The organism is Geodermatophilus sp. CPCC 206100, from assembly GCF_048569675.1.
GTDB lineage: Bacteria > Actinomycetota > Actinomycetes > Mycobacteriales > Geodermatophilaceae > Geodermatophilus.
This window is the reverse complement of record NZ_JAQISV010000031.1, coordinates 14,457-34,903: the sequence shown is the minus strand read 5'-3', so window position 1 is coordinate 34,903 and position 20,447 is coordinate 14,457. Positions and strand designations below refer to the sequence as shown.

Annotated in this window: 24 protein-coding genes; 6 read left to right on the top strand and 18 right to left on the bottom strand. The window is 74.5% G+C overall.

The genetic code is table 11. The features are described 5' to 3' along the window. Window positions 1-45: 45 nt before the first annotated feature. Both rdgB and rph read right to left on the bottom strand, forming a co-directional pair. Window positions 46-663 (bottom strand): RdgB/HAM1 family non-canonical purine NTP pyrophosphatase, encoded by a 618-nt coding sequence (gene rdgB / locus PGN05_RS15525; protein WP_419753461.1) that lies wholly within the window; start codon window positions 661-663, stop codon window positions 46-48. After that, on the bottom strand, window positions 660-1,397 hold the full coding sequence (gene rph, locus PGN05_RS15520) for a ribonuclease PH (protein ID WP_419753460.1): 738 nt from the start codon (window positions 1,395-1,397) through the stop codon (window positions 660-662). The genes rdgB and rph overlap by 4 nt, the downstream gene beginning before the upstream one ends. Window positions 1,398-1,456: 59 nt before the next feature. Here rph and PGN05_RS15515 point away from each other — a divergent pair, with 59 nt between their 5' ends. Then, window positions 1,457-1,861: a YjbQ family protein gene (locus PGN05_RS15515; RefSeq protein WP_419753459.1), complete on the top strand. Its 405-nt coding sequence runs from the start codon at window positions 1,457-1,459 to the stop codon at window positions 1,859-1,861. Window positions 1,862-2,011: 150 nt separating this feature from the next. On the opposite strand, the gene PGN05_RS15510 is transcribed toward PGN05_RS15515, so the two are convergent. Continuing rightward, window positions 2,012-2,800 (bottom strand): methyltransferase domain-containing protein, encoded by a 789-nt coding sequence (locus PGN05_RS15510; RefSeq protein ID WP_419753458.1) that lies wholly within the window; start codon window positions 2,798-2,800, stop codon window positions 2,012-2,014. A 180-nt stretch (window positions 2,801-2,980) separates the two neighbouring features. On the opposite strand from PGN05_RS15510, the gene bcp reads away from it, so the two are divergent. Further along, window positions 2,981-3,475, top strand: a complete 495-nt coding sequence (bcp, locus tag PGN05_RS15505; protein WP_419753457.1) for a thioredoxin-dependent thiol peroxidase — start codon at window positions 2,981-2,983, stop codon at window positions 3,473-3,475. A gap of 11 nt (window positions 3,476-3,486) precedes the next feature. Here the strand turns inward: bcp and PGN05_RS15500 are convergent, their stop codons facing one another. From PGN05_RS15500 to PGN05_RS15470, 7 genes are all read right to left on the bottom strand, one after another. Next, entirely contained in the window at window positions 3,487-4,089 is a 603-nt protein-coding gene (locus tag PGN05_RS15500) for a DUF4188 domain-containing protein (protein WP_419753456.1), read from the bottom strand. 188 nt (window positions 4,090-4,277) lie between these two features. After that, on the bottom strand, window positions 4,278-4,763 hold the full coding sequence (locus tag PGN05_RS15495; protein ID WP_419753455.1) for a DUF4262 domain-containing protein: 486 nt from the start codon (window positions 4,761-4,763) through the stop codon (window positions 4,278-4,280). A 92-nt stretch (window positions 4,764-4,855) separates the two neighbouring features. Then, window positions 4,856-5,809, bottom strand: a complete 954-nt coding sequence (locus tag PGN05_RS15490) for a DNA polymerase domain-containing protein (protein ID WP_419753454.1) — start codon at window positions 5,807-5,809, stop codon at window positions 4,856-4,858. A gap of 113 nt (window positions 5,810-5,922) precedes the next feature. Next, the gene (locus tag PGN05_RS15485; protein WP_419753453.1) at window positions 5,923-6,663 is read right to left on the bottom strand and encodes an MBL fold metallo-hydrolase; all 741 of its coding nucleotides are present in this window, start codon (window positions 6,661-6,663) and stop codon (window positions 5,923-5,925) included. 83 nt (window positions 6,664-6,746) lie between these two features. Continuing rightward, complete coding sequence (locus PGN05_RS15480; protein ID WP_419753452.1) at window positions 6,747-7,697, bottom strand: PLP-dependent cysteine synthase family protein; 951 nt, start codon at window positions 7,695-7,697, stop codon at window positions 6,747-6,749. 47 nt (window positions 7,698-7,744) lie between these two features. Next, window positions 7,745-8,023: a ubiquitin-like small modifier protein 1 gene (locus PGN05_RS15475; RefSeq protein ID WP_419753451.1), complete on the bottom strand. Its 279-nt coding sequence runs from the start codon at window positions 8,021-8,023 to the stop codon at window positions 7,745-7,747. A gap of 178 nt (window positions 8,024-8,201) precedes the next feature. After that, window positions 8,202-8,675, bottom strand: coding sequence for a Mov34/MPN/PAD-1 family protein (locus PGN05_RS15470; protein ID WP_419753450.1), 474 nt, complete (start codon window positions 8,673-8,675; stop codon window positions 8,202-8,204). A gap of 162 nt (window positions 8,676-8,837) precedes the next feature. On the opposite strand from PGN05_RS15470, the gene PGN05_RS15465 reads away from it, so the two are divergent. Further along, window positions 8,838-9,194, top strand: coding sequence for a hypothetical protein (locus PGN05_RS15465; RefSeq protein WP_419753449.1), 357 nt, complete (start codon window positions 8,838-8,840; stop codon window positions 9,192-9,194). Here the strand turns inward: PGN05_RS15465 and PGN05_RS15460 are convergent. After that, the gene (locus PGN05_RS15460; RefSeq protein WP_419753448.1) at window positions 9,133-9,630 is read right to left on the bottom strand and encodes a DUF2017 family protein; all 498 of its coding nucleotides are present in this window, start codon (window positions 9,628-9,630) and stop codon (window positions 9,133-9,135) included. The genes PGN05_RS15465 and PGN05_RS15460 overlap by 62 nt on opposite strands. Further along, a complete protein-coding gene (clpS, locus tag PGN05_RS15455) occupies window positions 9,627-9,923 on the bottom strand; it encodes an ATP-dependent Clp protease adapter ClpS (RefSeq protein ID WP_419753447.1) in 297 nt (98 codons plus the stop codon). Before clpS ends, PGN05_RS15460 begins: the two co-directional genes overlap by 4 nt. 97 nt (window positions 9,924-10,020) lie before the next feature. On the opposite strand from clpS, the gene PGN05_RS15450 reads away from it, so the two are divergent. Continuing rightward, window positions 10,021-11,304, top strand: coding sequence for a nicotinate phosphoribosyltransferase (locus PGN05_RS15450; RefSeq protein WP_419753446.1), 1,284 nt, complete (start codon window positions 10,021-10,023; stop codon window positions 11,302-11,304). Window positions 11,305-11,320: 16 nt separating this feature from the next. Continuing rightward, window positions 11,321-11,902 carry an isochorismatase family protein gene (locus PGN05_RS15445; protein ID WP_419753445.1) on the top strand — a complete coding sequence of 194 codons (582 nt, stop codon included), beginning with the start codon at window positions 11,321-11,323 and terminating at the stop codon, window positions 11,900-11,902. Window positions 11,903-11,955: 53 nt separating this feature from the next. Here the strand turns inward: PGN05_RS15445 and serB are convergent, their stop codons facing one another. The 4 genes from serB to PGN05_RS15425 all read right to left on the bottom strand — a co-directional run bounded on the left by serB (window position 11,956) and on the right by PGN05_RS15425 (window position 16,756). After that, the gene (gene serB / locus PGN05_RS15440; RefSeq protein WP_419753444.1) at window positions 11,956-13,218 is read right to left on the bottom strand and encodes a phosphoserine phosphatase SerB; all 1,263 of its coding nucleotides are present in this window, start codon (window positions 13,216-13,218) and stop codon (window positions 11,956-11,958) included. Between the two features lie 297 nt (window positions 13,219-13,515). Beyond that, window positions 13,516-15,267: a cytochrome c oxidase subunit I gene (gene ctaD / locus PGN05_RS15435; protein ID WP_419753443.1), complete on the bottom strand. Its 1,752-nt coding sequence runs from the start codon at window positions 15,265-15,267 to the stop codon at window positions 13,516-13,518. A gap of 122 nt (window positions 15,268-15,389) precedes the next feature. Next, window positions 15,390-16,256: a putative RNA methyltransferase gene (locus PGN05_RS15430; protein WP_419753442.1), complete on the bottom strand. Its 867-nt coding sequence runs from the start codon at window positions 16,254-16,256 to the stop codon at window positions 15,390-15,392. Continuing rightward, entirely contained in the window at window positions 16,253-16,756 is a 504-nt protein-coding gene (locus PGN05_RS15425) for a metallophosphoesterase family protein (RefSeq protein WP_419753441.1), read from the bottom strand. Before PGN05_RS15425 ends, PGN05_RS15430 begins: the two co-directional genes overlap by 4 nt. A 78-nt stretch (window positions 16,757-16,834) precedes the next feature. Between PGN05_RS15425 and PGN05_RS15420 the strand changes: the two genes are divergently transcribed. Further along, window positions 16,835-18,379, top strand: coding sequence for an MFS transporter (locus PGN05_RS15420; protein WP_419753440.1), 1,545 nt, complete (start codon window positions 16,835-16,837; stop codon window positions 18,377-18,379). A 51-nt stretch (window positions 18,380-18,430) separates the two neighbouring features. On the opposite strand, the gene PGN05_RS15415 is transcribed toward PGN05_RS15420, so the two are convergent. After that, on the bottom strand, window positions 18,431-19,396 hold the full coding sequence (locus PGN05_RS15415; protein WP_419753439.1) for a cytochrome c oxidase assembly protein: 966 nt from the start codon (window positions 19,394-19,396) through the stop codon (window positions 18,431-18,433). A 116-nt stretch (window positions 19,397-19,512) separates the two neighbouring features. After that, complete coding sequence (locus PGN05_RS15410; protein WP_419753438.1) at window positions 19,513-20,436, bottom strand: cation diffusion facilitator family transporter; 924 nt, start codon at window positions 20,434-20,436, stop codon at window positions 19,513-19,515. Window positions 20,437-20,447: the final 11 nt, after the last annotated feature.

Here is a 20,447-nt window from a genome sequence, read left to right as displayed (position 1 = left end):
GCCGGTGGCTGAGCCGCTCGCCCGGCCGGTCGCCGGGCGGGTCGCTCAGCGGCGGGCGAGCAGCTCGGCGACCAGCGGGACCAGCGCCGAGAAGGCCTGGCCCCGGTGGCTGCGGGCGTCCTTCTCCGCCGGGTCCAGCTCGGCCGCGGTGACCTCCAGGCCCTCCGGCACGAACACCGGGTCGTAGCCGAAGCCGTTGCTGCCCCGCTTCGCCCGGACCACCCGGCCGCGCCACGCGCGCTCGATCACCCGCTCGCCGCCGTCGGGCGTGACCAGGGCCGCGGCGCAGACGAACGCCCCGCCCCGCCGCTCGTCGGGGACGTCGGCCAGCTGCCCGAGCAGCAGGGCGGTGTTGGCGTCGTCGTCCCCGTGCCGGCCCGACCAGCGGGCGCTGAGCACGCCCGGCATCCCGTTGAGCGCGTCGACGGTGAGGCCCGAGTCGTCGGCGACCGCCGGCAGGCCGGTGTACCGGACCGCCTCCCGCGCCTTGAGCAGCGCGTTCTCCGCGAAGGTGACCCCGGTCTCCGGCGCCTCGGGGTAGTCGGCCACGTCGGCCAGCCCCACCACCGACACCCCGGCGACGGCGCTGCTCAGCAACCGCTGGAGCTCGGCCAGCTTGCCGGCGTTGCGGGTGGCCAGCAGCAGCCGGGTGCCGGCGGTCACCGGGCCAGCGCCTCGGCCTGCAGCCGGGACAGCTCTCCGCAGCCGGCGACCGCGAGGTCGAGCAGCGCGTCGAGCGTCGTCCGGTCGAAGACGCCGTTCTCGGCGGTGCCCTGCACCTCGACGAAGCTGCCGTCGCCGGTGCAGACCACGTTCATGTCGGTGCCGGCGCGCACGTCCTCCTCGTAGGCGAGGTCCAGCCGCGGCTGCCCGTCGACCAGGCCCACGCTCACCGCCGCCACCGACTGCACGACCGCCTTCGGGCGGACCAGCTTCTTCCGGCCGCCGAGCCACGCGACGGCGTCGGCCAGCGCGACGTAGGCGCCGGTGATCGCCGCCGTCCGGGTGCCGCCGTCGGCCTGCAGGACGTCGCAGTCGATGGCGATGCTGTTCTCGCCCAGCGCCGCCAGGTCGATCGAGGCCCGCAGCGACCGGCCGATCAACCGGCTGATCTCGTGGGTGCGGCCGCCGATGCGGCCCTTGACCGACTCCCGGTCGCTGCGGGTGTGGGTGGCCCGCGGCAGCATCGAGTACTCGGCGGTGACCCACCCCAGGCCCGAGCCCTTGCGCCAGCGCGGCACACCCTCGGTCACGCTCGCCGCGCAGAGCACGCGCGTGCGGCCGAACTCGACGAGCACCGACCCCTCGGCGTGATCGAGCCAGTGGCGGGTGATGGTCACCGGGCGGAGCTGGTCGGCCGCCCGGCCGTCGGGACGCGGGCTCGCGGCTGCTGTCACGTACACCGACAGTAGTGCGCGCCGGGCGGCGGCCGGTCGGCGCGGGCAGGATCGCGGGCATGCGATCGGAGCTGCGCGCGGTCCGCACCGGCGGCGTCCCCACCGTCGTCGACCTCACCGACGAGTGCGCCGAGTTCGTGCGCGACGAGGCCGACGGGCTGCTGCACGTCTTCGTGCCGCACGCGACGGCCGGGGTGGCCGTGATCGAGACCGGGTCCGGCAGCGACGACGACCTCCTGGCCCAGCTCGACGTCCTGCTGCCCCGGGACGACCGCTGGCGGCACCGCCACGGCAGCCCGGGCCACGGCCGCGACCACGTGCTGCCGGCGTTCGTGCCGCCGCACGCGAGCATCCCGGTGCTCGAGGGCCGGATGCAGCTGGGCACCTGGCAGCGGGTCTGCCTGGTCGACACCAACGGCGACAACCCGCAGCGCCACGTGCGGCTGTCCTTCCTCGCCGGCTGACAGCCTCGCGAGCATCGCAGCGAGCGCCAGCGAGCGATCGGGTGGCCGCGCTGCAGGGGCCCCCCACGAGCGCGCGAGTGGTGGGAGGCAGCGGGGTCCTTCCGCGAGGCGCGGAAGCCGGCCAGTGTCCTCGCCGGCTGACTCTCCGGCTCACCCGGCCCGCGTGCCGCGGAAGACGTAGCGGTTCAGGCTGAAGAAGTACTCGCGCCCGAGCGACCGCAGGTCGCTCGCCCAGGCCTCGGCGTCCGCCGGGGTCAGCCCGTCCCGGTCCCCGACGAAGGCCGCGACGAGGTCGAGCAGCCCCGCGCTGAACGCGTCGGGCCGGTAGCCGACGTCGAGCAGCGGCAGCACCAGGACGGGCTCGACCTCGAACCCCGCCCGCTCCAGGTGGCCGAGCAGCCGCCTGGGCAGGTGCGGATCGGCCAGGTGCTGCTCCCACGCCCGGAGCACCCGCTCCGTGCGGGCGCGGTCGCGCGAGTGCCAGACGACCGAGTCCCAGTCGGTGTCGAGGACCAGCACCCGGCCGCCCGGACGGAGCACGCGGCCCAGCTCCGCGAGGGCCGTCGGGACGTCTGCCACGTACTCGAGCACCTGGGTGGTGACGCCGACGTCGAACGTGGCGTCGGCGTACGGGAGCGCGACCGCGTCGGCGCGCCGCAGTTCGATCGGAGCGCTCCCCTCCGCGGCCGCCCGCCGGCCCGCGAGGGCGATCATGCTGTCGCTGGTGTCGACGCCGCAGACGCGCCCGGCCGAACCGACCTGCCGGGCCAGGTCGGCGGCGAGCAGCCCGGGCCCGACGCCGACGTCGAGGACCCGCTCCCCCGGGCGCAGTGCCAGCAGCTCGACGACGGCGCGACGCTGCGCCACCAGGGCGTCGGTGGTGTAGGCCTCCTCGAGCCGGCGCGACGCCTCGTCGTCGAAGTGCAGGGCGCCACTCATGGCGGCCTCCTCGCGGCGCGGCCGGGGACGGATCGACTGTGGCCCTCCCCTCCCGACGGGGCCAGCCCGTTCCGCACGGGCGCTGCGGCCCCGTCGACGCGTCGCGGCCCGCCGATGCCGGGCGGTCGCGCGGCGCGACCCCGTGGAGCCCCGTCGGCGGCGCACGGCAGGATGCCGGACATGACCGACAGCGGCATCGACACGGCTCCCGTCCGCCTGGCACCCGGGGACCGGGCACCGGACTTCACGCTGCCCGACGCCAACGGCACCCCGGTGTCCCTCGCCGACCACCGGGGACGGCGGGTGATCGTCTACTGCTACCCCGCCGCGCTCACCCCCGGGTGCACCACCCAGGCGGTCGACTTCACCGCCGCGGCCGGCGAACTCGCCGAGGCCGGGCTGGACATCATCGGCATCTCCCCCGACCCGCCCGAGAAGCTGCTGCGCTTCCGGGAGAAGGAGGGCCTGGGCATCTCCCTCGTGTCCGACCCGGACAAGGAGGTGCTGCGGGCCTATGGCGCGTTCGGCCCGAAGAAGCTCTACGGCAAGGAGGTGATCGGCGTGATCCGCTCCACCTTCATCGTCGACGCCGAGGGCCGCATCGAGCAGGCGTCCTACAACGTCAAGGCCACCGGGCACGTCGCCAAGCTGCGCCGCGAGCTCGGCCTGGGCTGATCCCGGCCGGGTCAGCCGCCGGCGGGCTCGGCGGTCGAGCCCTCAGCGGTGGAGGGCACTGCGGTCGAGGGCACTGCGGTCGAGGGCGCGGCAGGAGCCGGCTCGCCCGGCGCGCGGGGCTCCGGCACCCGGCCGGCGGAGGCGGTCTCCCGGCCCAGCCGCCGGCGGGCCGAGCTGCCGGACCCCACCGGGACCACCCGGCCGGCAGCCGCCAGCCCGGCCTCGGGCACGTCCTGGTAGATGGCCTCGTACTCGCCGGCCCGGACCAGGAAGGTCTCGTGCCAGATGCCGGTGCGGCCGTGCGGATCGCGGCGGTACCACTCCAGCCACGTCAGCCGGTGCAGGTCCCCCGGATCGCGGGCGAAGGCCTCCAGGTGCTCGAAGCTGCGCCAGTACTGCACGATCGTCAGCCCGGCGCCGCGGTAGCCCAGCAGCCCCTTCTCCGGGTGCTCCATGAGCTCCGCGAGCATCGCCTGCATGCCGCGCCGGCGGCCACCCAGGTCGCGGAGCGCGCGGAGGGCCAGCCACGGCCGGTTCAGGCGGGCGCCGATCAGCAGGACGACGAAGTCGCCGTCGATCTCGGCGCTGAAGCGCCCCGGGTGGATGCGCGCCATCGGGCACTCCCTCCCGTCGGGAACGGCGGCCGGTGCTCGGCTCCCGTTGACCGCGCATCGTCGGCGCATCCGGAGCCGGCGTACAGGCCACGCCGCGGCCCGACGCGCGCCCGGTGCTGTCCGTCGGCCGGAGGTGACGCTGGGGCGCGGACCCGCGGCGGCGGGTGCCCGGACCGGACCGGCCGCGCTCACGCGCGCCACGTGCCCGGCCGCGGCTGGCACCCGGGACCGCACGGGGAGCCGGGGTCCCAGGGGAAGGTGCCGTTCCGGTGCGGCCAGGGGAGCTGGTAGGCCGGCACCGAGTACTCGGGCGGCCGTTCGTAGAAGCGGTTGGCGGAGAACACCACCTCGCCGGGGTTGGGGCAGACCTCGACGTGCAGCTGCCCCGGCCGGCCCTCGCAGGAGAGGAACTCCCCGGGCACCAGGTCGCGCCCGCCGGCCACCAGCGTGCACACCGCGTCGAGCAGCCCGTGCGTCTCGTCAGGACCGAGGCCCACGATCACCAGTTCCGGGTGGCGCAGCCCGAACAGGCCGATGGTGTACCCGAAGGCCGGTTCGCCGGGCTCCTCGCCTGGCCCGACGTACTGCACCGCCCACCGGCTCCTGCGGACCACGGCGGCGAGGTGGGCGTCCTCCTGGTCGAGCCAGGCGGTCATCTGCGGGTCGGTCGTCATGCCGGCACCCTGCGACCCGCCGGCGACGGTTCACGGCGAGGACCGGCCCGGGCTGTGGACGGCGGCGCTCCTGTGGAGGACGCGCGGGAGTGTCAGTCCCCCTCGCCGGCGCGGCGGGCCCGCGCGCGGCGCCGGCCCTCGTGCATCGCCTGCACCCGCGCCACGGGGATGGTGTGCCCCTCGGCGACCAGGTCGGCGGGCAGCTCCTGCGGCTCGGGCAGCAGCTGCGCCCACGGATCGCCGTCGCCGAGCCGCTCTCCCGCCGTCCGCACCGTGAACTCCCCGGGCTGCACCCCCGGCAGGTCCGCCCACGGCACCGGCGCGGACACCGGCAGCCCGGTGCGGACCCGCGGGCTGTAGGCGGCGACGATCGTCGAGGAGTACGAGCGGGTGGAGTCGAGGAACACCCGGTCGTGCCGGTCGGCCTTGATGTAGGCGGTGGTCGCGAGCTCGGGGTCGAGGCGCTCGGCCCGGACGGCCAGCGCCCGGGTCGCGGCCGCGGCGTCGTCGGCGCGGGCACCGCGCACCGGCACGACGACGTGCACGCCCTTGGAGCCGCTGGTCTTCACCGCCCCCGCCAGTCCGGCGTCGGCCAGCGCGCGCCGCACCAGCTCCGCGGCCCGCACCACCACGGCGAAGTCCGCGCCCTCCGGGGGGTCGAGGTCGAGCACGATCCCGGTGGGCTCGTCGGCACCGGCCGGGACGAACGGCACGTGGAACTCCACGGCGCGCTGGTTGGCCAGCCAGAGCAGCGTCCGCCGGTCGTCGCACAGCACCTGGTGCACCTCGCGGTGCGCGCCGGTCGACCAGACGGCGACGGTGCGCACCCAGTCGGGCGCGCCCTTCGCGACGTTGCGCTGCATGAACGGCTGCTGCCCGGGCCGCACCCGCATCACCGACAGCGGCCGGCCCGCGAGCTGCGGCACCAGCCGGTCGGCGAACGCGTCCAGGTGGTCGACGAGGTCGCCTTTGGTCACGTCGAGCCCGTCACCCAGCGGCGCGTCCAGGCTGGTCAGCCGGACGCCGTCCCGTTCGTCGTCGACCACCGGCCCACCGTGCCCGCCCGCGGACGGCGGGGCAAGCGCGCGGCGAGCCCGCTGTGGCCCCCCGCAGGGTCCCGCCGCGAGCTTGCGAGCGGTGGGGGGCGGGGGGTCCTTCGTCAGACGTCGTAGGTGGCGCCGGGCTCGACCAGCTCGGAGGCCGGGAACACCGCGCGCGCGTCGGCCAGTTGCGCCTCCCGGTCGATCCAGGCCGGCACGTGGGTGAGCAGCAGCCGGCCGGCCTGCGCCGCCGCGGCGTGCTCGCCGGCCTCCCGGCCGGTCAGGTGCAGCGCCGGCGGCAGGTCCGGGACGTCGGGGTGCGCGGCCTCGGCGAGCAGGACGTCGACGTCGCGGGCGAGCTCGACGACGGCGTCACTCGCGCCCGTGTCGCCGGTGTAGACCAGCGACCGGCCGCCGGCGCTCAGCCGGATCGCGTAGCACTCGACCGGGTGCGCGGTGCGCGCCAGCTCGGCGACGAACGGCCCCAGCTCCAGGCTGCCCGCGCCCACGGGGACGAAGTCGAAGACGTCGGTCAACCCCTCACCGTCCGCGTCGTAGGCCAGCGCCAGCCGGCGCTCGGCTCCGACCGGTGCGTACATCGGCACCAGCTGCCGGGTGGAGCGACCCGAGTAGCGGTGCCACACGACGAACGGCGCGACGTCCAGGCAGTGGTCGGCGTGCAGGTGGGAGAGGAACACCGCGTCGACCGTGGCCGGGTCGGCCAGCGCCTGCAGCGCGCCGAAGGACCCGTTGCCGAGGTCGAGCAGCAGCCGGTAGCCGTCGTGCTCGACCAGGTAGCAGGAGGCCGGGGACGCCGGTCCGGGTCCGCTGCCCGAGCAGCCGACGATCGTGAGCCTCACGCAGTGTCCCCCGGGCGGTCGACGGTGCCTGGCACGCGGGTCAGGCTAACCGGCCGACCGGGGAGACCGGTCTCACGCCCGGCTCAGGCCCACAGCTGGCCCTCCAGCGCGGAGGTCGCCTCGTCGAGCGTGCCGGCGTAGGCGCCGGTCGACAGGTACTTCCAGCCGCCGTCGCAGACGATGAACACGACGTCGGCCCGGCGCCCGGCCGCCACCTCCTTCTCGGCGATGCCGAGGGCGGCGTGCAGGATGGCGCCGGTCGAGATGCCGGCGAAGATGCCCTCCTGCTCCACCAGCTGCCGGGTCCGGCGGACGGCGTCCTGCGGGCCGACGCTGTAGCGGGAGTCGAGCAGCGAGGCGTCGTACAGCTCCGGCACGAAGCCCTCGTCGATGTTGCGCAGCCCGTAGACGAGCTCGCCGTAGCGCGGCTCGGCGGCGATCACCTTGACGTCGGGCTTCTTCTCGCGCAGGTAGCGGGAGACCCCCATGAGCGTGCCGGTGGTGCCCAGGCCGGCGACGAAGTGGGTGATCGAGGGCAGGTCGGCGAGGATCTCCGGACCGGTCCCGGTGTAGTGCGCCTCGGCGTTGGCCGGGTTGCCGTACTGGTAGAGCATCACCCAGTCCTCGTGCTCCGCGGCCAGGCCCTTGGCCACGGCGACGGCCTGGTTGGAGCCGCCGGCCGCCGGGGAGCTGATGATCCGCGCGCCGTACATCTCCAGCAGCTGGCGCCGCTCGATCGAGGTGTTCTCCGGCATGACGCAGATCAGCCGGTACCCCCGCTGGCGGGCGACCATGGCCAGCGAGATCCCGGTGTTGCCGCTGGTCGGCTCCAGGATCGTGTCGCCCGCCTTGAGCTTGCCCTCCTTCTCGGCCGCCTCGATCATCGCGATCGCCGCGCGGTCCTTGATGGAGCCGGTGGGGTTGTGGTCCTCCAGCTTGGCCCACAGCCGGACGTCGGGGGACGGCGACAGGCTCGGCAGCCCCACGAGCGGGGTGTTGCCGAGTGAGTCGACGAGCGAGGCGAAGCGGGCCATGGGGAGCTCTCCGGGGGAACGGGCGGGGTCGGACTGCCGAGCGGGGCTCAGCAGCCGCCGGCGACCGCCGGGAGGATCGTGACCGAGTCGCCGTCCTTGACCTGGGTGTCGAGCGCACCGGTGAAGCGGACGTCCTCGTCGTTGACGTAGACGTTGACGAAGCGGTGCAGCTTGCCCTCCTCCGTCACCAGCCGGTTCTTGAGGCCGGGGTGCTGGGCGTCGAGGTCGTCGACGAGCGCACCGAGGGTGTCGCCGCTCCCCTCGACGGTCTTGTTGCCGCCGGTGTGGGTGCGCAGGATGGTCGGGATCCGGACCTCGATGGCCATGGCGTGCGGTGTCTCCTCTGGAACGGGGGGATGGGAGCGGGTCCGCGACGGCAGACCTCGCATCTGGACGGGGGAACGCCCGCTCGCCGCGGGGCATTCCGAGGGCGGCCCTGGTCGGCTGGCCCCGTCCAGGGCACCACCCCGAGCGCGCGAGGGGCGGGGAGGACGGGGTCCTCTCTCAGTCGTAGACGACGGTCGTCGGCGAGTGGCCGAACAGGTAGGACTCGACGACCTCGACGTCCTCCTCGCTCACCTCGCCGTCGACGATGCGGAAGCTGCGGAACTCCACCTCGTCACCGGCCAGGCCGGTCTGCGCGCCGTGGTGCCGGGTGGACACCAGGACGTAGTGGGCGTTCGGCTCCGACGCGTAGCTGATGTCGGTCCGCGACGGGTACGCCTCGGTGGCGGTGTGCGAGTGGTAGATCACCACCGGCTCCTCGTCCCGGTCGTCCATGTCCCGGTACAGCCGCAGCAGGTCGCCGGAGTCGAACTCGTAGAACGTCGGCGAGCGGGCGGCGTTGAGCATCGGGAGGAACCGCTCCGGGCGGTCGCTGCCCTCGGGTCCGGCGACGACGCCACAGGCCTCGTCCGGGTGGTCCTCCCGGGCGTGGGCCACGATGGCGTCGTAGGTCGCGCGGTCGATGCGCAGCACGGCCCCAGTGTAGGAGGCCCCCAGACGGGGCCTGTCCCACCCTCCGGAGGCTCGGGGCGGGACCCTGGACAGGGCAGCGTCTCTCGCGGGCTCGGCGCGAGCCCCGGGACGGGGCCGACGGCGAGGACACCCGCCCTTCACCACCCGTTACGGTTCGATCTCGTGGTCATCTCGCTGCTCATCGCCGCCGGCGTCGTGCTGATCGCACCGCCGGCCCTCGCCCTCGGGATCGGCGGCCTCCGGCAGCGCAGCGGTCACTACAGCAGCGACGCCGGCGCCGACCGCGTCTCGCTGGTCCTGCTGCTCACCGTCCGCGTGCTGGTGCTGCTGCTGGTGGCCGCCCTCTCGGCGGTCGTGCTCGTCTCCACGATCGGCGCGGTGATCCGCGACATCGAGCTGCACGGCATGGTCTACGTGCTCTTCGTGCTCGACGCCCTGCTGGTGGCGCTCGTCCTGCTCACCTTCGGCCGGCGCGACCGGCCACGAGCGCGTCGACGAGCGACCCCTGCAGCCCGGTGAGCCAGTAGTACACGGCCAGCTGCTGGCCCTCCTCGGACCCGAGGTCCTCGGGGGGCTCGGTGTCCTCGCTGACGCCCAGCCGGGTACCCAGGGCCAGCCGCAGGTCGTTGCTGGTGCGCAGCCAGGCCCCGGCCTGGTCGGGGTCCAGCCGGACCGTCCCACCCTCGGCCGGCAGGGTGGCGCGCACCGTGGCCAGGTCGTCGCCCTTGTCCGACCGCAGCGCCGACTCGGTCATCTCCCGGAAGTCGGCTGCCGCCTCGGGGTCCTCACGGTGGCCGGGGGGCAGCAGCCGCTCCACGACCGGGTCGCCGCGCACGTCGTCGGCGTCGGCGTCGAGCAGCTGCTCCAGCTGGTCGAGCAGCAGGCCGACGATGCGCGCCTCGGCCGGCTCCAGCCGCGCGACGACGTCGTCCCCCCGGCGTTTGAACGGCCTCATGAGTCGCGCTGGAAGCTGGCCCACAGCCCGTAGGCGTGTAGCCGGCTCGTGTCGTGTTCCATCCGCTCCCGGGGGCCGGAGCTGACGATCGCCCGGCCCTCGTGGTGCACCTGCAGCATCAGCGTCGTCGCCGTCGGCTCGTCGTAGCCGAACAGCTCCTGCAGGACGTAGGTGACGTAGGTCATGAGGTTGACGGGGTCGTTCCAGACGATGGTGACCCACGGGCGGTCGAGGTCGCCGTGCTCCTCGACCGTGGTCTCCGGTGCCTGCGTCGGCGCGAGCGGTCCGGCCACGTCCCCACCTTAGGACGCCGCCGCGCGGCGGGCGCCCCACCGTGCCCGACCTCACCCGCCGGGTCGGCGCACGCCGACCCGCCTAGGCTCCGTTGCCATGCCGACGGGTCCCGTCCTGCTCACCGACCGGTACGAGTTGACCATGGTCGCCGCCGCCCTCGCCGACGGCACCGCCGACCGCGACTGCGTGTTCGAGACGTTCGCCCGCCGCCTCCCCCACGGCCGGCGCTACGGCGTGGTCGCCGGCACCGGACGACTGCTCGAGGCCCTGGCCCGGTTCCGCTTCGGCGACGAGGACCTGGCGGCCGTCCGCGCGCAGGGCCTGACCGACGCCCGGCTGCTCGACTGGCTGGCCGGGTTCCGCTTCACCGGGGACGTCGACGGCTACGCCGAGGGCGACTTCTTCTTCCCCGGCTCCCCGGTGCTCACCGTGCGCGCGCCCTTTGCCGAAGGCGTGCTGCTGGAGACGCTGATCCTGTCCATCCTCAACCACGACAGCGCGATCGCCTCCGCGGCGGCCCGCATGGTGGCCGCGGCCTGCGAGCGGCCCTGCATCGAGATGGGGTCGCGCCGCACGCACGAGGAGGCCGCCGTCGCCGCCGCCCGCGCCGCGCACCTGGTCGGCTTCGCGTCGACGTCCAACCTCGAGGCCGGCCACCGCTACGGCGTCCCCACCACCGGGACCAGCGCGCACGCGTTCACCCTCCTGCACGACGACGAGGCCGCGGCCTTCCGCGCCCAGGTGGCGGCGCTCGGCGTCGGGACGACGCTGCTCGTGGACACCTACGACGTCGACCAGGGCATCCGGACGGCGATCGAGGTGGCCGGGCCCGGCCTCGGCGCGATCCGCCTGGACTCCGGCGACCTCCCCACCCTGGCCACCCACGCCCGGGAGCTGCTCGACTCCCTCGGCGCGACCGGCACGCGGATCATCGTGACCAGCGACCTCGACGAGTTCGCCATCTCCGGGCTCATGGCGGCGCCGGTCGACGGCTACGGCGTGGGCACGTCGCTGGTCACCGGCTCCGGCGCGCCGACGGCGGGGATGGTCTACAAGCTGGTCGAGCGGGACGGCGTCCCGGTGGCGAAGCGGTCCGAGGGCAAGAACTCCGTGGGCGGGCGGAAGTCCGCCGTCCGCCGGCACGACGCCTCCGGGACCGCGACCGCCGAGGTCGTCTGCAGCGGCCCCATCACCCCGGAGGACGGCGACCGGGACCTGATCGTCGAACTCGTCCGCGGCGGGCGGGCGTGCCAGGAACGCTCGCCGCGCGAGGCGCTGGCCGCGGCACGCGCTCACCACGAGCAGGCGCGGTCGGCTATGCCGCAGGAGGCGTGGGCGCTGTCCCGCGGCGACTGCGCGATCGACACGGTGCACGGCTGACGGAGGGGGTGCCGGGATGACGCGCGCGCTGCTGGTGGTGGACGTGCAGAACGACTTCTGCGAGGGCGGCAGCCTGGCCGTCGCCGGGGGCGAGGCGGTCGCGGCGGCGATCAGCGCGCACGTGCGGGCCCGCGCCGGCGACTACGCGCACGTGGTCGCGACCCGGGACCACCACGTCGACCCGGGCGGGCACTTCGCCGAGCAGCCGGACTACGTCGGGACCTGGCCGCGGCACTGCGTCGTCGGCACCGGCGGCGAGGAGCTGCACCCCCGGCTGGAGCGTCAGCCGATCGAGGCCGTCTTCGACAAGGGCGAGTACGCCGCCGCCTACTCCGGCTTCGAGGGCCGGTCCGACGGGGTCCCGCTCGCCGCGTGGCTGCGCGGTCACGGCGTGGACGCCGTCGACGTGGTGGGGATCGCCACCGACCACTGCGTCCGGGCCACCGCGCTGGACGCCGTCCGGGAGGGCTTCGCCACCCGCGTGCTGCTGCCCCTCACCGCCGGCGTCAGCCCGTCGACCACCGAGGCCGCCCTCGACCAGCTGCGCACCGCCGGCGTCGAGCTCGAGGGAGCGGTCCACTCGGCAGGCGAGGCATAGGAAGCCACACCCCCGTCGTGCCGACGCCAGGCGCCGGTAGAGCTTCCAACACCTCAGGGGACGGCGTCGCGGACCTCGTCGCGGGTGAAGCCGAGGACCTGCAGGACCGCGTCGAGGTGGGGCTGGTTGAGCGCCGTGTGCGCCTGCTCGCGGACGTAGGGCTTGGCGTTGAATGCGATGCCGAGCCCGGCGGCGTTGAGCATGTCCAGGTCGTTGGCGCCGTCCCCGACGGCGACGGTCTGGTCCAGCGGGATCCCGTGCTCGGCGGCGAACCGCGCCAGGGCCCGGGCCTTGCCGGCGCGGTCGACGATCTCCCCCACCAGCCCGCCGGTCAGCCGCCCGTCGGCGATCTCGAGGGTGTTGGCGGCGGCGAAGTCCAGCCCCAGTTCCTCGGCCAGCCGGTCGGTGATCTGGGTGAAGCCGCCGCTGACGATGCCGCAGCGGAACCCGAGGCGCTGCAGCGTGCGGATCAGCGTGCGCGCCCCCGGGGTGAGCACGAGCCGCTCGCGTACCTCGTCGAGCACCTCCACCGGCAGCCCGGCGAGCACGGCCACCCGCGCCCGCAGCGACTGGGCGAAGTCCAGCTCGCCGTTCATGGCGGCCGCGGTGATCCGGGAGACCTCGTCGGCCCGCCCGGCCTGTGCCGCGAGCTCGTCGATCACCTCCCCGCGGACCAGCGTGGAGTCGACGTCGAGCACGATCAGCCGCTTGCTGCGCCGGGCCAGCCCGACCGGCTCGACGGCGATGTCGGCGCCCGTGCTCGCGGCCACCTCCGCCAGCGCGGTGCGCAGGGCGGTGGACTCCCCGCCGGAGACGGTGAGCTCGAAGCTGACGACGGGGTAGTCCGACAGCCGGCGGATCGCGTCGATGTTGCCGCCGATGCCAGCGATGGCCGACGCGGCGCCGGCCACCGCCTCGGGCGGGACGGGACGGCCGAGCACGATCACGTGGTGCGCCCGGCCGGAGGGCTGCTCCGGCGCGTCCACCGAGACGACCTGCACCTGCATGCCCGTGGCGTCCCCGACCTCGGAGGCCAGTCGCGCCAGCCGGGCGAGGAAGGCCGGTTCGTCGACCGGCGCCCCGCCGTCGAGGGCGACGGCGGTGACCTCCACCCCGAGCACCAGCTGCCCGTGGACGACGACCTGCTCGACGTCGACCACCTCGATCGCCCGCTGCTCGTCGCCGGCCTCGGCCAGCGCGCCGAACAGGCAGGCGGTCACCCCGGGCCGGTCGCCCCCGGTGACGGTGAGCAGCGCCCGCGGTGGGCCCAGCGGGGGTGCGGTCGACGGCGTCCGGGGGGCGGGGTCCAGCGGCACGGCAGCCATCGTGCCCCACCGCCGTCGACCGTCCGGGGGCCGCCCCGGGACGCGGCGACGCCCCGCCGGCCGGAGCCGACGGGGCGTCGCGCGTGAGGTACTGGAACGGCCACCCTCCAGGGTCCCGCCCCGAGGAACGAGACGTGGGGAGGACGGGGTCCCGCCTCGGCTTCTGGCCCCCTCCAGGGCACCGCCCCGAGGAACGAGGGGTGGGGAGGGGGGGTCCCGCCTCGGCTTCTGGCCCCGTCCCGGGCCCCGCCCTGAGCCTGCGAAGGGTGGGGAGGACGGGGTCCTCTCTCAGGTGGGGTCGGGGTCCCGGCTCCCCTGCCGCGGCCCCGCCGTACCACCCAGCTCGCTGGCGTACGGCTCGTGCCGCTTGCCGGCGTGCGCCTCCCGCTCCAGGCGCTCGAGCAGGTGCGGGTAGTGCGCCTCGAACGCCGGCCGCTCGGAGCGGATCTTCGGGATCTCGAGGAAGTTGTGCCGCGGCGGCGGGGACGACGTCGCCCACTCCAGCGAGTTGCCGTGGCCCCAGGGGTCGTCCCGGAGCGCCAGCCGGCCGTACTTCCACGACTTGGCCACGTTGTAGAAGAACGGGATCGCGGAGGCGCCCAGGACGAACGAGAAGATCGTCGAGACGGTGTTCAGCGTGGTGAAGCCGTCGGTGGGCAGGTAGTTCACGTAGCGGCGCGGCATGCCCTCGTTGCCCAGCCAGTGCTGGACGAGGAACGTGCCGTGGAAGCCGATGAACGTGAGCCAGAAGTGCAGCTTGCCCAGCCGCTCGTCCATCATCCGGCCGGCCATCTTCGGGAACCAGAAGTAGACGCCGGCGTAGGCGGCGAAGACGACGGTGCCGAAGACCACGTAGTGGAAGTGGGCGACGACGAAGTAGCTGTCGTTCAGGTGCCAGTCCAGCGGCGGGCTGGCCAGCAGGACGCCGGTCAGGCCACCGAGGAGGAAGGTCACCAGGAAGCCGATGGAGAACAGCATCGGCGTCTCGAAGGTCAGCTGGCCCCGCCACATGGTGCCGATCCAGTTGAAGAACTTGATCCCGGTGGGCACGGCGATGAGGTAGGTCAGGAACGCGAAGAACGGCAGCAGCACCGCGCCGGTGGCGTACATGTGGTGCGCCCACACCGCGAGGGAGAGCGCCGCGATGGCCAGGGTCGCGAAGACCATGCCCTTGTAGCCGAACAGCGGCTTGCGGCTGAACACCGGGATGATCTCGGTGACGATGCCGAAGAACGGCAGCGCGATGATGTAGACCTCGGGGTGCCCGAAGAACCAGAACAGGTGCTGCCACAGCATCGACCCCCCGTTCTCCTCCGAGTACACGAGCGCACCGAGCTGCCGGTCGGCCAGCATGCCGAAGATCGCCGCGGTGAGGATCGGGAAGGCGAAGAGCACCAGCAGGCTGGTGACCAGGGAGTTCCAGGTGAAGATCGGCATCCGGAACAGGGTCATGCCGGGCGCCCGCAGGCAGACGATCGTGGTGATGAAGTTGACCGCGCCGAGGATGGTGCCCAGACCGCTGACGGCCAGGCCGGCGAACCAGAGGGACGCGCCCGCGCCGGGAGAGTGCGTGACGTCCGAGAGCGGCGCGTAGGCGTACCAGCCGAAGTCCGCCGCACCGCCGGGGGTGAGGAACCCGGAGAGGGCGGTCAGGCTGCCGAACAGGAACAGCCAGTAGGAGAAGGCGTTCAGCCGGGGGAAGGCGACGTCCGGGGCACCGATCTGCAGCGGCATGATCAGGTTGCCGAACGCGAAGAACAGCGGCGTCGCGAACATCAGCAGCATCACCGTGCCGTGCATGGTGACCAGCTGGTTGTACTGCTCCGGCGACAGGAACTGCAGGCCCGGGCGGCCCAGCTCGGCACGCATGAGCATGGCCATGAGGCCACCCGCGACGAACATCGCGAACGAGGTGGCCAGGTACATCAGGCCGATGGTCTTGTGGTCGGTGGTCCGCAGCAGGTTCGAGAGCCGCGTGCCCTTGTGGACGTCGCGAGCCGGGCTCGGCCGGCTCACGATCGGCGCCGGTGCGATCGTCACCGGCGCAGCATAAGCGGTGCCTCTGCGACACCTCTCGCCGACCGGGGCTGGCGCGCCGGTCCGCCGCCTGCAGGCGGGCGGGGTCGTGACCCCACCGTGACCTGCACCTCGGCCCGAGCCCCTCAGCCGGCCGGTCGCCAGGTGGTGACGTCGACCGACACGGTGACCGGCGAGCGCTCCGGCAACCGGGCGACCGCCGCCGCCAGCGCGTCCGGCGCGAGGTGCCGGGCGTGCGGCCCCATGCCGACGAGCGTGGTGACCGCCGGGCGGTCGAGCAGCAGCCGCTCGCGGTGACCGGAGGCGGCCACGGGGACCAGGTGCGGCTCGAGGCTGGCCGACAGCCGCCGGGCCTTGTCCGGGTCCACGGTGAGCAGCCCGAGCGGCGCCACCAGCTCGGCGAGGTGGTCGGCGGCGGGGGTGACGACCACCAGGCGCCCCTCCGGCCGCAGCACGCGGGCGGTCTCGGGACCGTTGCGCGGCGCGAAGACGACGAGGACGCGGTCGACGGCGGCGTCGCGCACGGGGACCGCGGCCCAGGTGTCGGCCACGACGGCGAGCGCGCGCGGCGAGGCGGCGGCCGCCCGCCGGGCGGCGTACCGGGAGGAGTCCAGGACGACGCCCACGGCGTCCGGCAGCCGGTCGAGGACGCCGGCCAGGTGGTGGCCGGTGCCCCCGCCGAGGTCCAGCAGGCTGCCCGGCGGCGGACCGTCGGCCGCGATCACGGCGTCGGCCAGGGCGGCCGTGACGCCGTCGTAGTGGCCCGCCGCGAGGAAGGCCGCCCGGTCGGCGACCATCGGCGCCGAGTCGCCGGACGGCGGCACGTGCCCGGGCGGCAGCAGGGTGACGTGGCCCTGCCGCGCGCGGTCGAAGGAGTGGCCGGCGGCGCACCGCAGGCCGGTGTCGCCGGGCAGCGCGGCGAGCCCCGCGCCGCACACCGGGCAGGCCAGCAGCTCGACGGCCCGCGCCGGCCACGGCCGCCGGGGGCTCACCTCGGGACCGGGTGGAAGACCACGTCGTGCAGGGCGCCGCCGGCCGCGACCGCGGTGACGAAGGTGCCGTGCGGCTGGCGGCGCCGGTCGGTCGGCGAGCCGGGGTTGATCAGCCGCAGGCCCGTGGGGGCGGTGGTGTCCCAGGGGATGTGGCTGTGCCCGAACACCAGCAGGTCGGTGTCGGGGAACCGGGCGGCCGCGCGGGCCTCGCGGCCGGTGCGGTCCCCGGTCTCGTGGACGACGGCGACCCGCAGCCCCTCGAACTCGGCGCGGGCCACCTCCGGCAGGCGCCGGCGCAGCGGCCCGTGGTCGTTGTTGCCGTAGACCGCCACCAGCCGCCGCGAGCGCTCCTCCAGCCGGTCCAGCAGCGCCACGTCGACCCAGTCGCCGGCGTGCACCACGACGTCCGCGGCGTCGATCGCGGCCCACAGGGAATGAGGTAGCTCACGTGCACGCTTGGGCACGTGCGTGTCCGCGGTGAACACGAGGGAAACCGGCACGTGCACATGGTCGCAGGGGGTTACGTTGCCGAACGCCCGACGACCGGGCTCTTCCCAGGACGACCTCGAGGACCTCCCATGACAGACCCCACGCCCACCCGCGCCGCCGGCGCCGGACACGTCGGCGAGGATCCGTACCCGAGGCGGTGGCTGGCCCTGGGGGTCATCGCCCTGACCGTCCTGCTGGTCATCCTCGACGCCACCATCGTCAACATCGCCCTGCCGGCGGTCACCGCCGATCTGGGCATCAGCGCGGCGAGCCAGCAGTGGATCGTCACCGCCTACACCCTGACCTTCGGCGGCCTCCTGCTGCTGGGCGGCCGGATCGCCGACTTCTGGGGCCGCAAGCGCACCTATCTGGTCGGCGCGGGCGGCTTCGCCGTCGCCTCGGCGCTCGGCGGGGTGGCCCAGAACGAGGCCATGCTGTTCGCCGCCCGGGCCCTGCAGGGTGCCTTCGGCGCGCTGCTCGCCCCCGCCTCGCTGGCGCTGCTCACCGTGCTGTTCACCGACGCCAAGGAGCGGGCGAAGGCCTTCGCGGTCTACGGCGCCATCGCCGGCGGCGGCTCGGCCGTCGGCCTGCTGCTGGGTGGGGTGCTCACCGAGTACGCCGACTGGCGCTGGTGCTTCTGGGTGAACCTGCCGGTGGCGATCATCGCCGTGGTGGCGGCCATCCCGATCGTCCCCGAGAGCCGCGCCCCGGGTGACACCAGCTACGACATCCCGGGCGCCGTCCTCGTCACGGCGGGCATCGCCTCGTTCGTCTACGGCTTCACCCAGGTCGCGGAGCAGTCGCAGGAGAACGCGGCCGCCGGGAGCACGGAGAGCGGCTGGACCGACCCGGCGGCCCTGGCGTTCATCGGCATCGGTGTGGTCCTGGTCGCGGCGTTCGTCGTCCTGGAGCTGCGGACCCGCAACCCGCTGCTGCCGATGCGCATCGTCCTCGACCGGAACCGGGGCGGGGCCTACCTGACCGCGACGCTGGTCGGGGCCGGGCTGCTCGGGGCCTTCTTCTTCCTGAGCCTCTACTTCCAGCAGGTCCTGCAGTACAAGCCGGTCCACGCCGGCGTCGCCTCACTGCCGGTGACCCTGGGCGTGCTGGTCTCCGCGGGCGCGGCGAGCGCGCTGGTGGTCAGGGTGGGCCCGAAGCCGCTCATGGTGCTCGGTGGCGTGCTGGCCGCCGCCGGCCTGTTCGTCCTGTCCTTCCTGCAGGTCGACAGCGGGTTCTGGTCGCTGGCCTTCCCCGGCCAGCTGCTGCTGGGCCTGGGCCTGGGCTTCACCTTCGTGCCGCTCTCGAACCTGGCCCTCGTCGGGGCCGGCCCCCACGACGCCGGGGCCGCGAGCGCCGTCCTCAACGCCACGCAGCAGGTCGGCGCGTCGATCGGCACCGCGCTGCTGGCCACCCTGTCGGTGGGCGCGATCACCGACTACATGACCGACGTCGCGGCCACCGGCGGCAACCCGCAGGACCCCGCCGTCGGGCTCCAGGCGCAGGTCGAGGGCTACACGACGGCGTTCACCTGGGCGGCCGCGCTGCTCCTGCTCGGCGCGCTGGTCTCCGCGGTGCTCATCAAGGCCACCAAGGAGGACCTCCCCGCCGAGGGAGCCGCCGTCCACGCCGGCTGAGCCCCCGCCCGCTGCGCCCCCTCCCGCCTCCGGGGAGGGGGCGCAGCCGGTTCAGGCCCCGTCGCTGCGGGCGGCCATCGCGCGGAGGCGGGCGTTGTAGGCGGCCAGCTCGGCGTCCTCGGTGCGGAGGGCGACGCGGTCCAGCCGCTTGGCCGTGCGCTCCTCGGAGCCCATCCAGGAGAAGAGCACGACCGCCAGCACGAACAGCGTCGGCAGCTCACCGAAGGACCACGCGATGCTGCCGGCGGTGTTCTGGTCGGCCAGGACGTCGACCCCCCAGCCGGCCGGCGGGTTCGCGAAGGTCTGCACCACCAGCGAGCCGGCCATCATCACGGCGACGCCGAAGAACGCGTGCAGCGGCACGGGGATGAGCAGCTCGAGCATCCGGCCGGCGTGGCCGGTCGTCCGGGGCCACGGGTCCTGGGCGAGGATCGGCCCGAAGAACAGCAGCCCGGTGACGACGAAGTGGGCCAGCATGAACTGGTGGCCGAACGGGTCGCCCATGAGGACGTCGAAGATCGGCGTGAAGTAGACCCCGTAGAGGCTGGCCAGGAACAGCGGCAGGGCGAACGCCGGGTGCGACAGGAACCGGGCCACCCGGCTGTGCAGCGCGTCCAGCAGCAGCGCGCGGGGGACGCCGGGCAGGCCCCTGCCCCGGGGCAGCGTGCGCAGCGCGAGGGTCACCGGGGAGCCGACCAGCAGGAGCAGCGGCGCCACCATCGACAGCACCATGTGCTGGGCCATGTGCACGCTGAACAGCACCATGCTGTAGCCGTTGAGCCAGGTGCCCGTCACCGCGAACAGCGCGAGGCAGCCGGTGACCCAGGCCGCCGTCCGCCACCACGGCCAGGCGACGCCGGAGCGGCGCAGGACGACCATCGCCGCCAGGTACCCGGCGATGCCCAGCAGGCTGAGGACCGCCAGCACCGACCAGCCGTCCAGGTGCGGCAGGAACATCCGCCCCCAGGTCGGTGGCTCCGCGGGCACCCACATGCCCGAGTGCTGACCGTGCTCCACCGCGCCGCCTCCCGCTGTCTCCGACTGCTGTCCCACTGTCCCACCCCGGAACCCGACCGGATGGCCCCCTGCAGGGTCCCGCCGCGAGCTCGCGAGTGGCGGGCAGGGGTCTTTCTTCAGTCGTGGACGGGCGCCTCGTGGCCGGCGTGCGCCGCACCCTCCAGCTGGAAGGTGCAGTGCTCGACGTCGAAGTGGCCGCCCAGGCAGGCGCAGAGGGCGTCCAGGACGCGGCCGCTGTGCCCACCCTGCAGCGCCTCGTCGGTCACCACGACGTGCGCCGAGAGCACCGGCAGGCCCGAGGTGATCGTCCAGGCGTGCAGGTCGTGCACCCCCACGACGCCGTCCACGGCGAGGATGTGGGCCCGGACCTCGTCGAGGTCGACACCGCGGGGCGCCGCCTCGAGCAGCACGTCGACGGCCTCACGCAGCAGTGACCACGCCCGCGGCAGCACCAGCGCGCTGATCGCGACGGAGGCGACCGTGTCGGCCGCCGTCCAGCCGGTGGTGGCAATGACGACGGCCGCGGCGATGACCGCCACCGAGCCCAGCGCGTCGGCCAGGACCTCGAGGTAGGCGCCGCGCACGTTCAGCGACTCGCCGCGGCCGCGGTGCAGCAGCGCCAGCCCGGCGAGGTTGACCAGCAGGCCGGCCGCGGCGATCGCCAGCATCACACCGGACTCGATCTCGGGCGGCTCCCCGAGCCGGCGCACCGCCTCCACGAGCACGTACCCGGCCACGGCCAGCAGCAGCAGGCCGTTGGCCACCGCCGCCAGGATCTCCAGCCGCTGCCAGCCGAAGGTCCGCCGGCCCCGGGGCGGGCGCTGGGCCAGCGTGACGGCGCCCAGCGCGAGACCGATGCCGAGGGCGTCGGTGGCCATGTGACCGGCGTCGGCGAGCAACGCCAGCGAGCCCGACACCACCGCGCCGGCCACCTCGGCGACCATGACGGCGACGGTCAGGCCCAGCACGACGGCCAGCCGGCGGCGGTGCGCCGCCGACGCGGTGGCGGGGCCGGAGCCGTGCCCGTGGTCGTGGCCCATCAGGCCCGGTC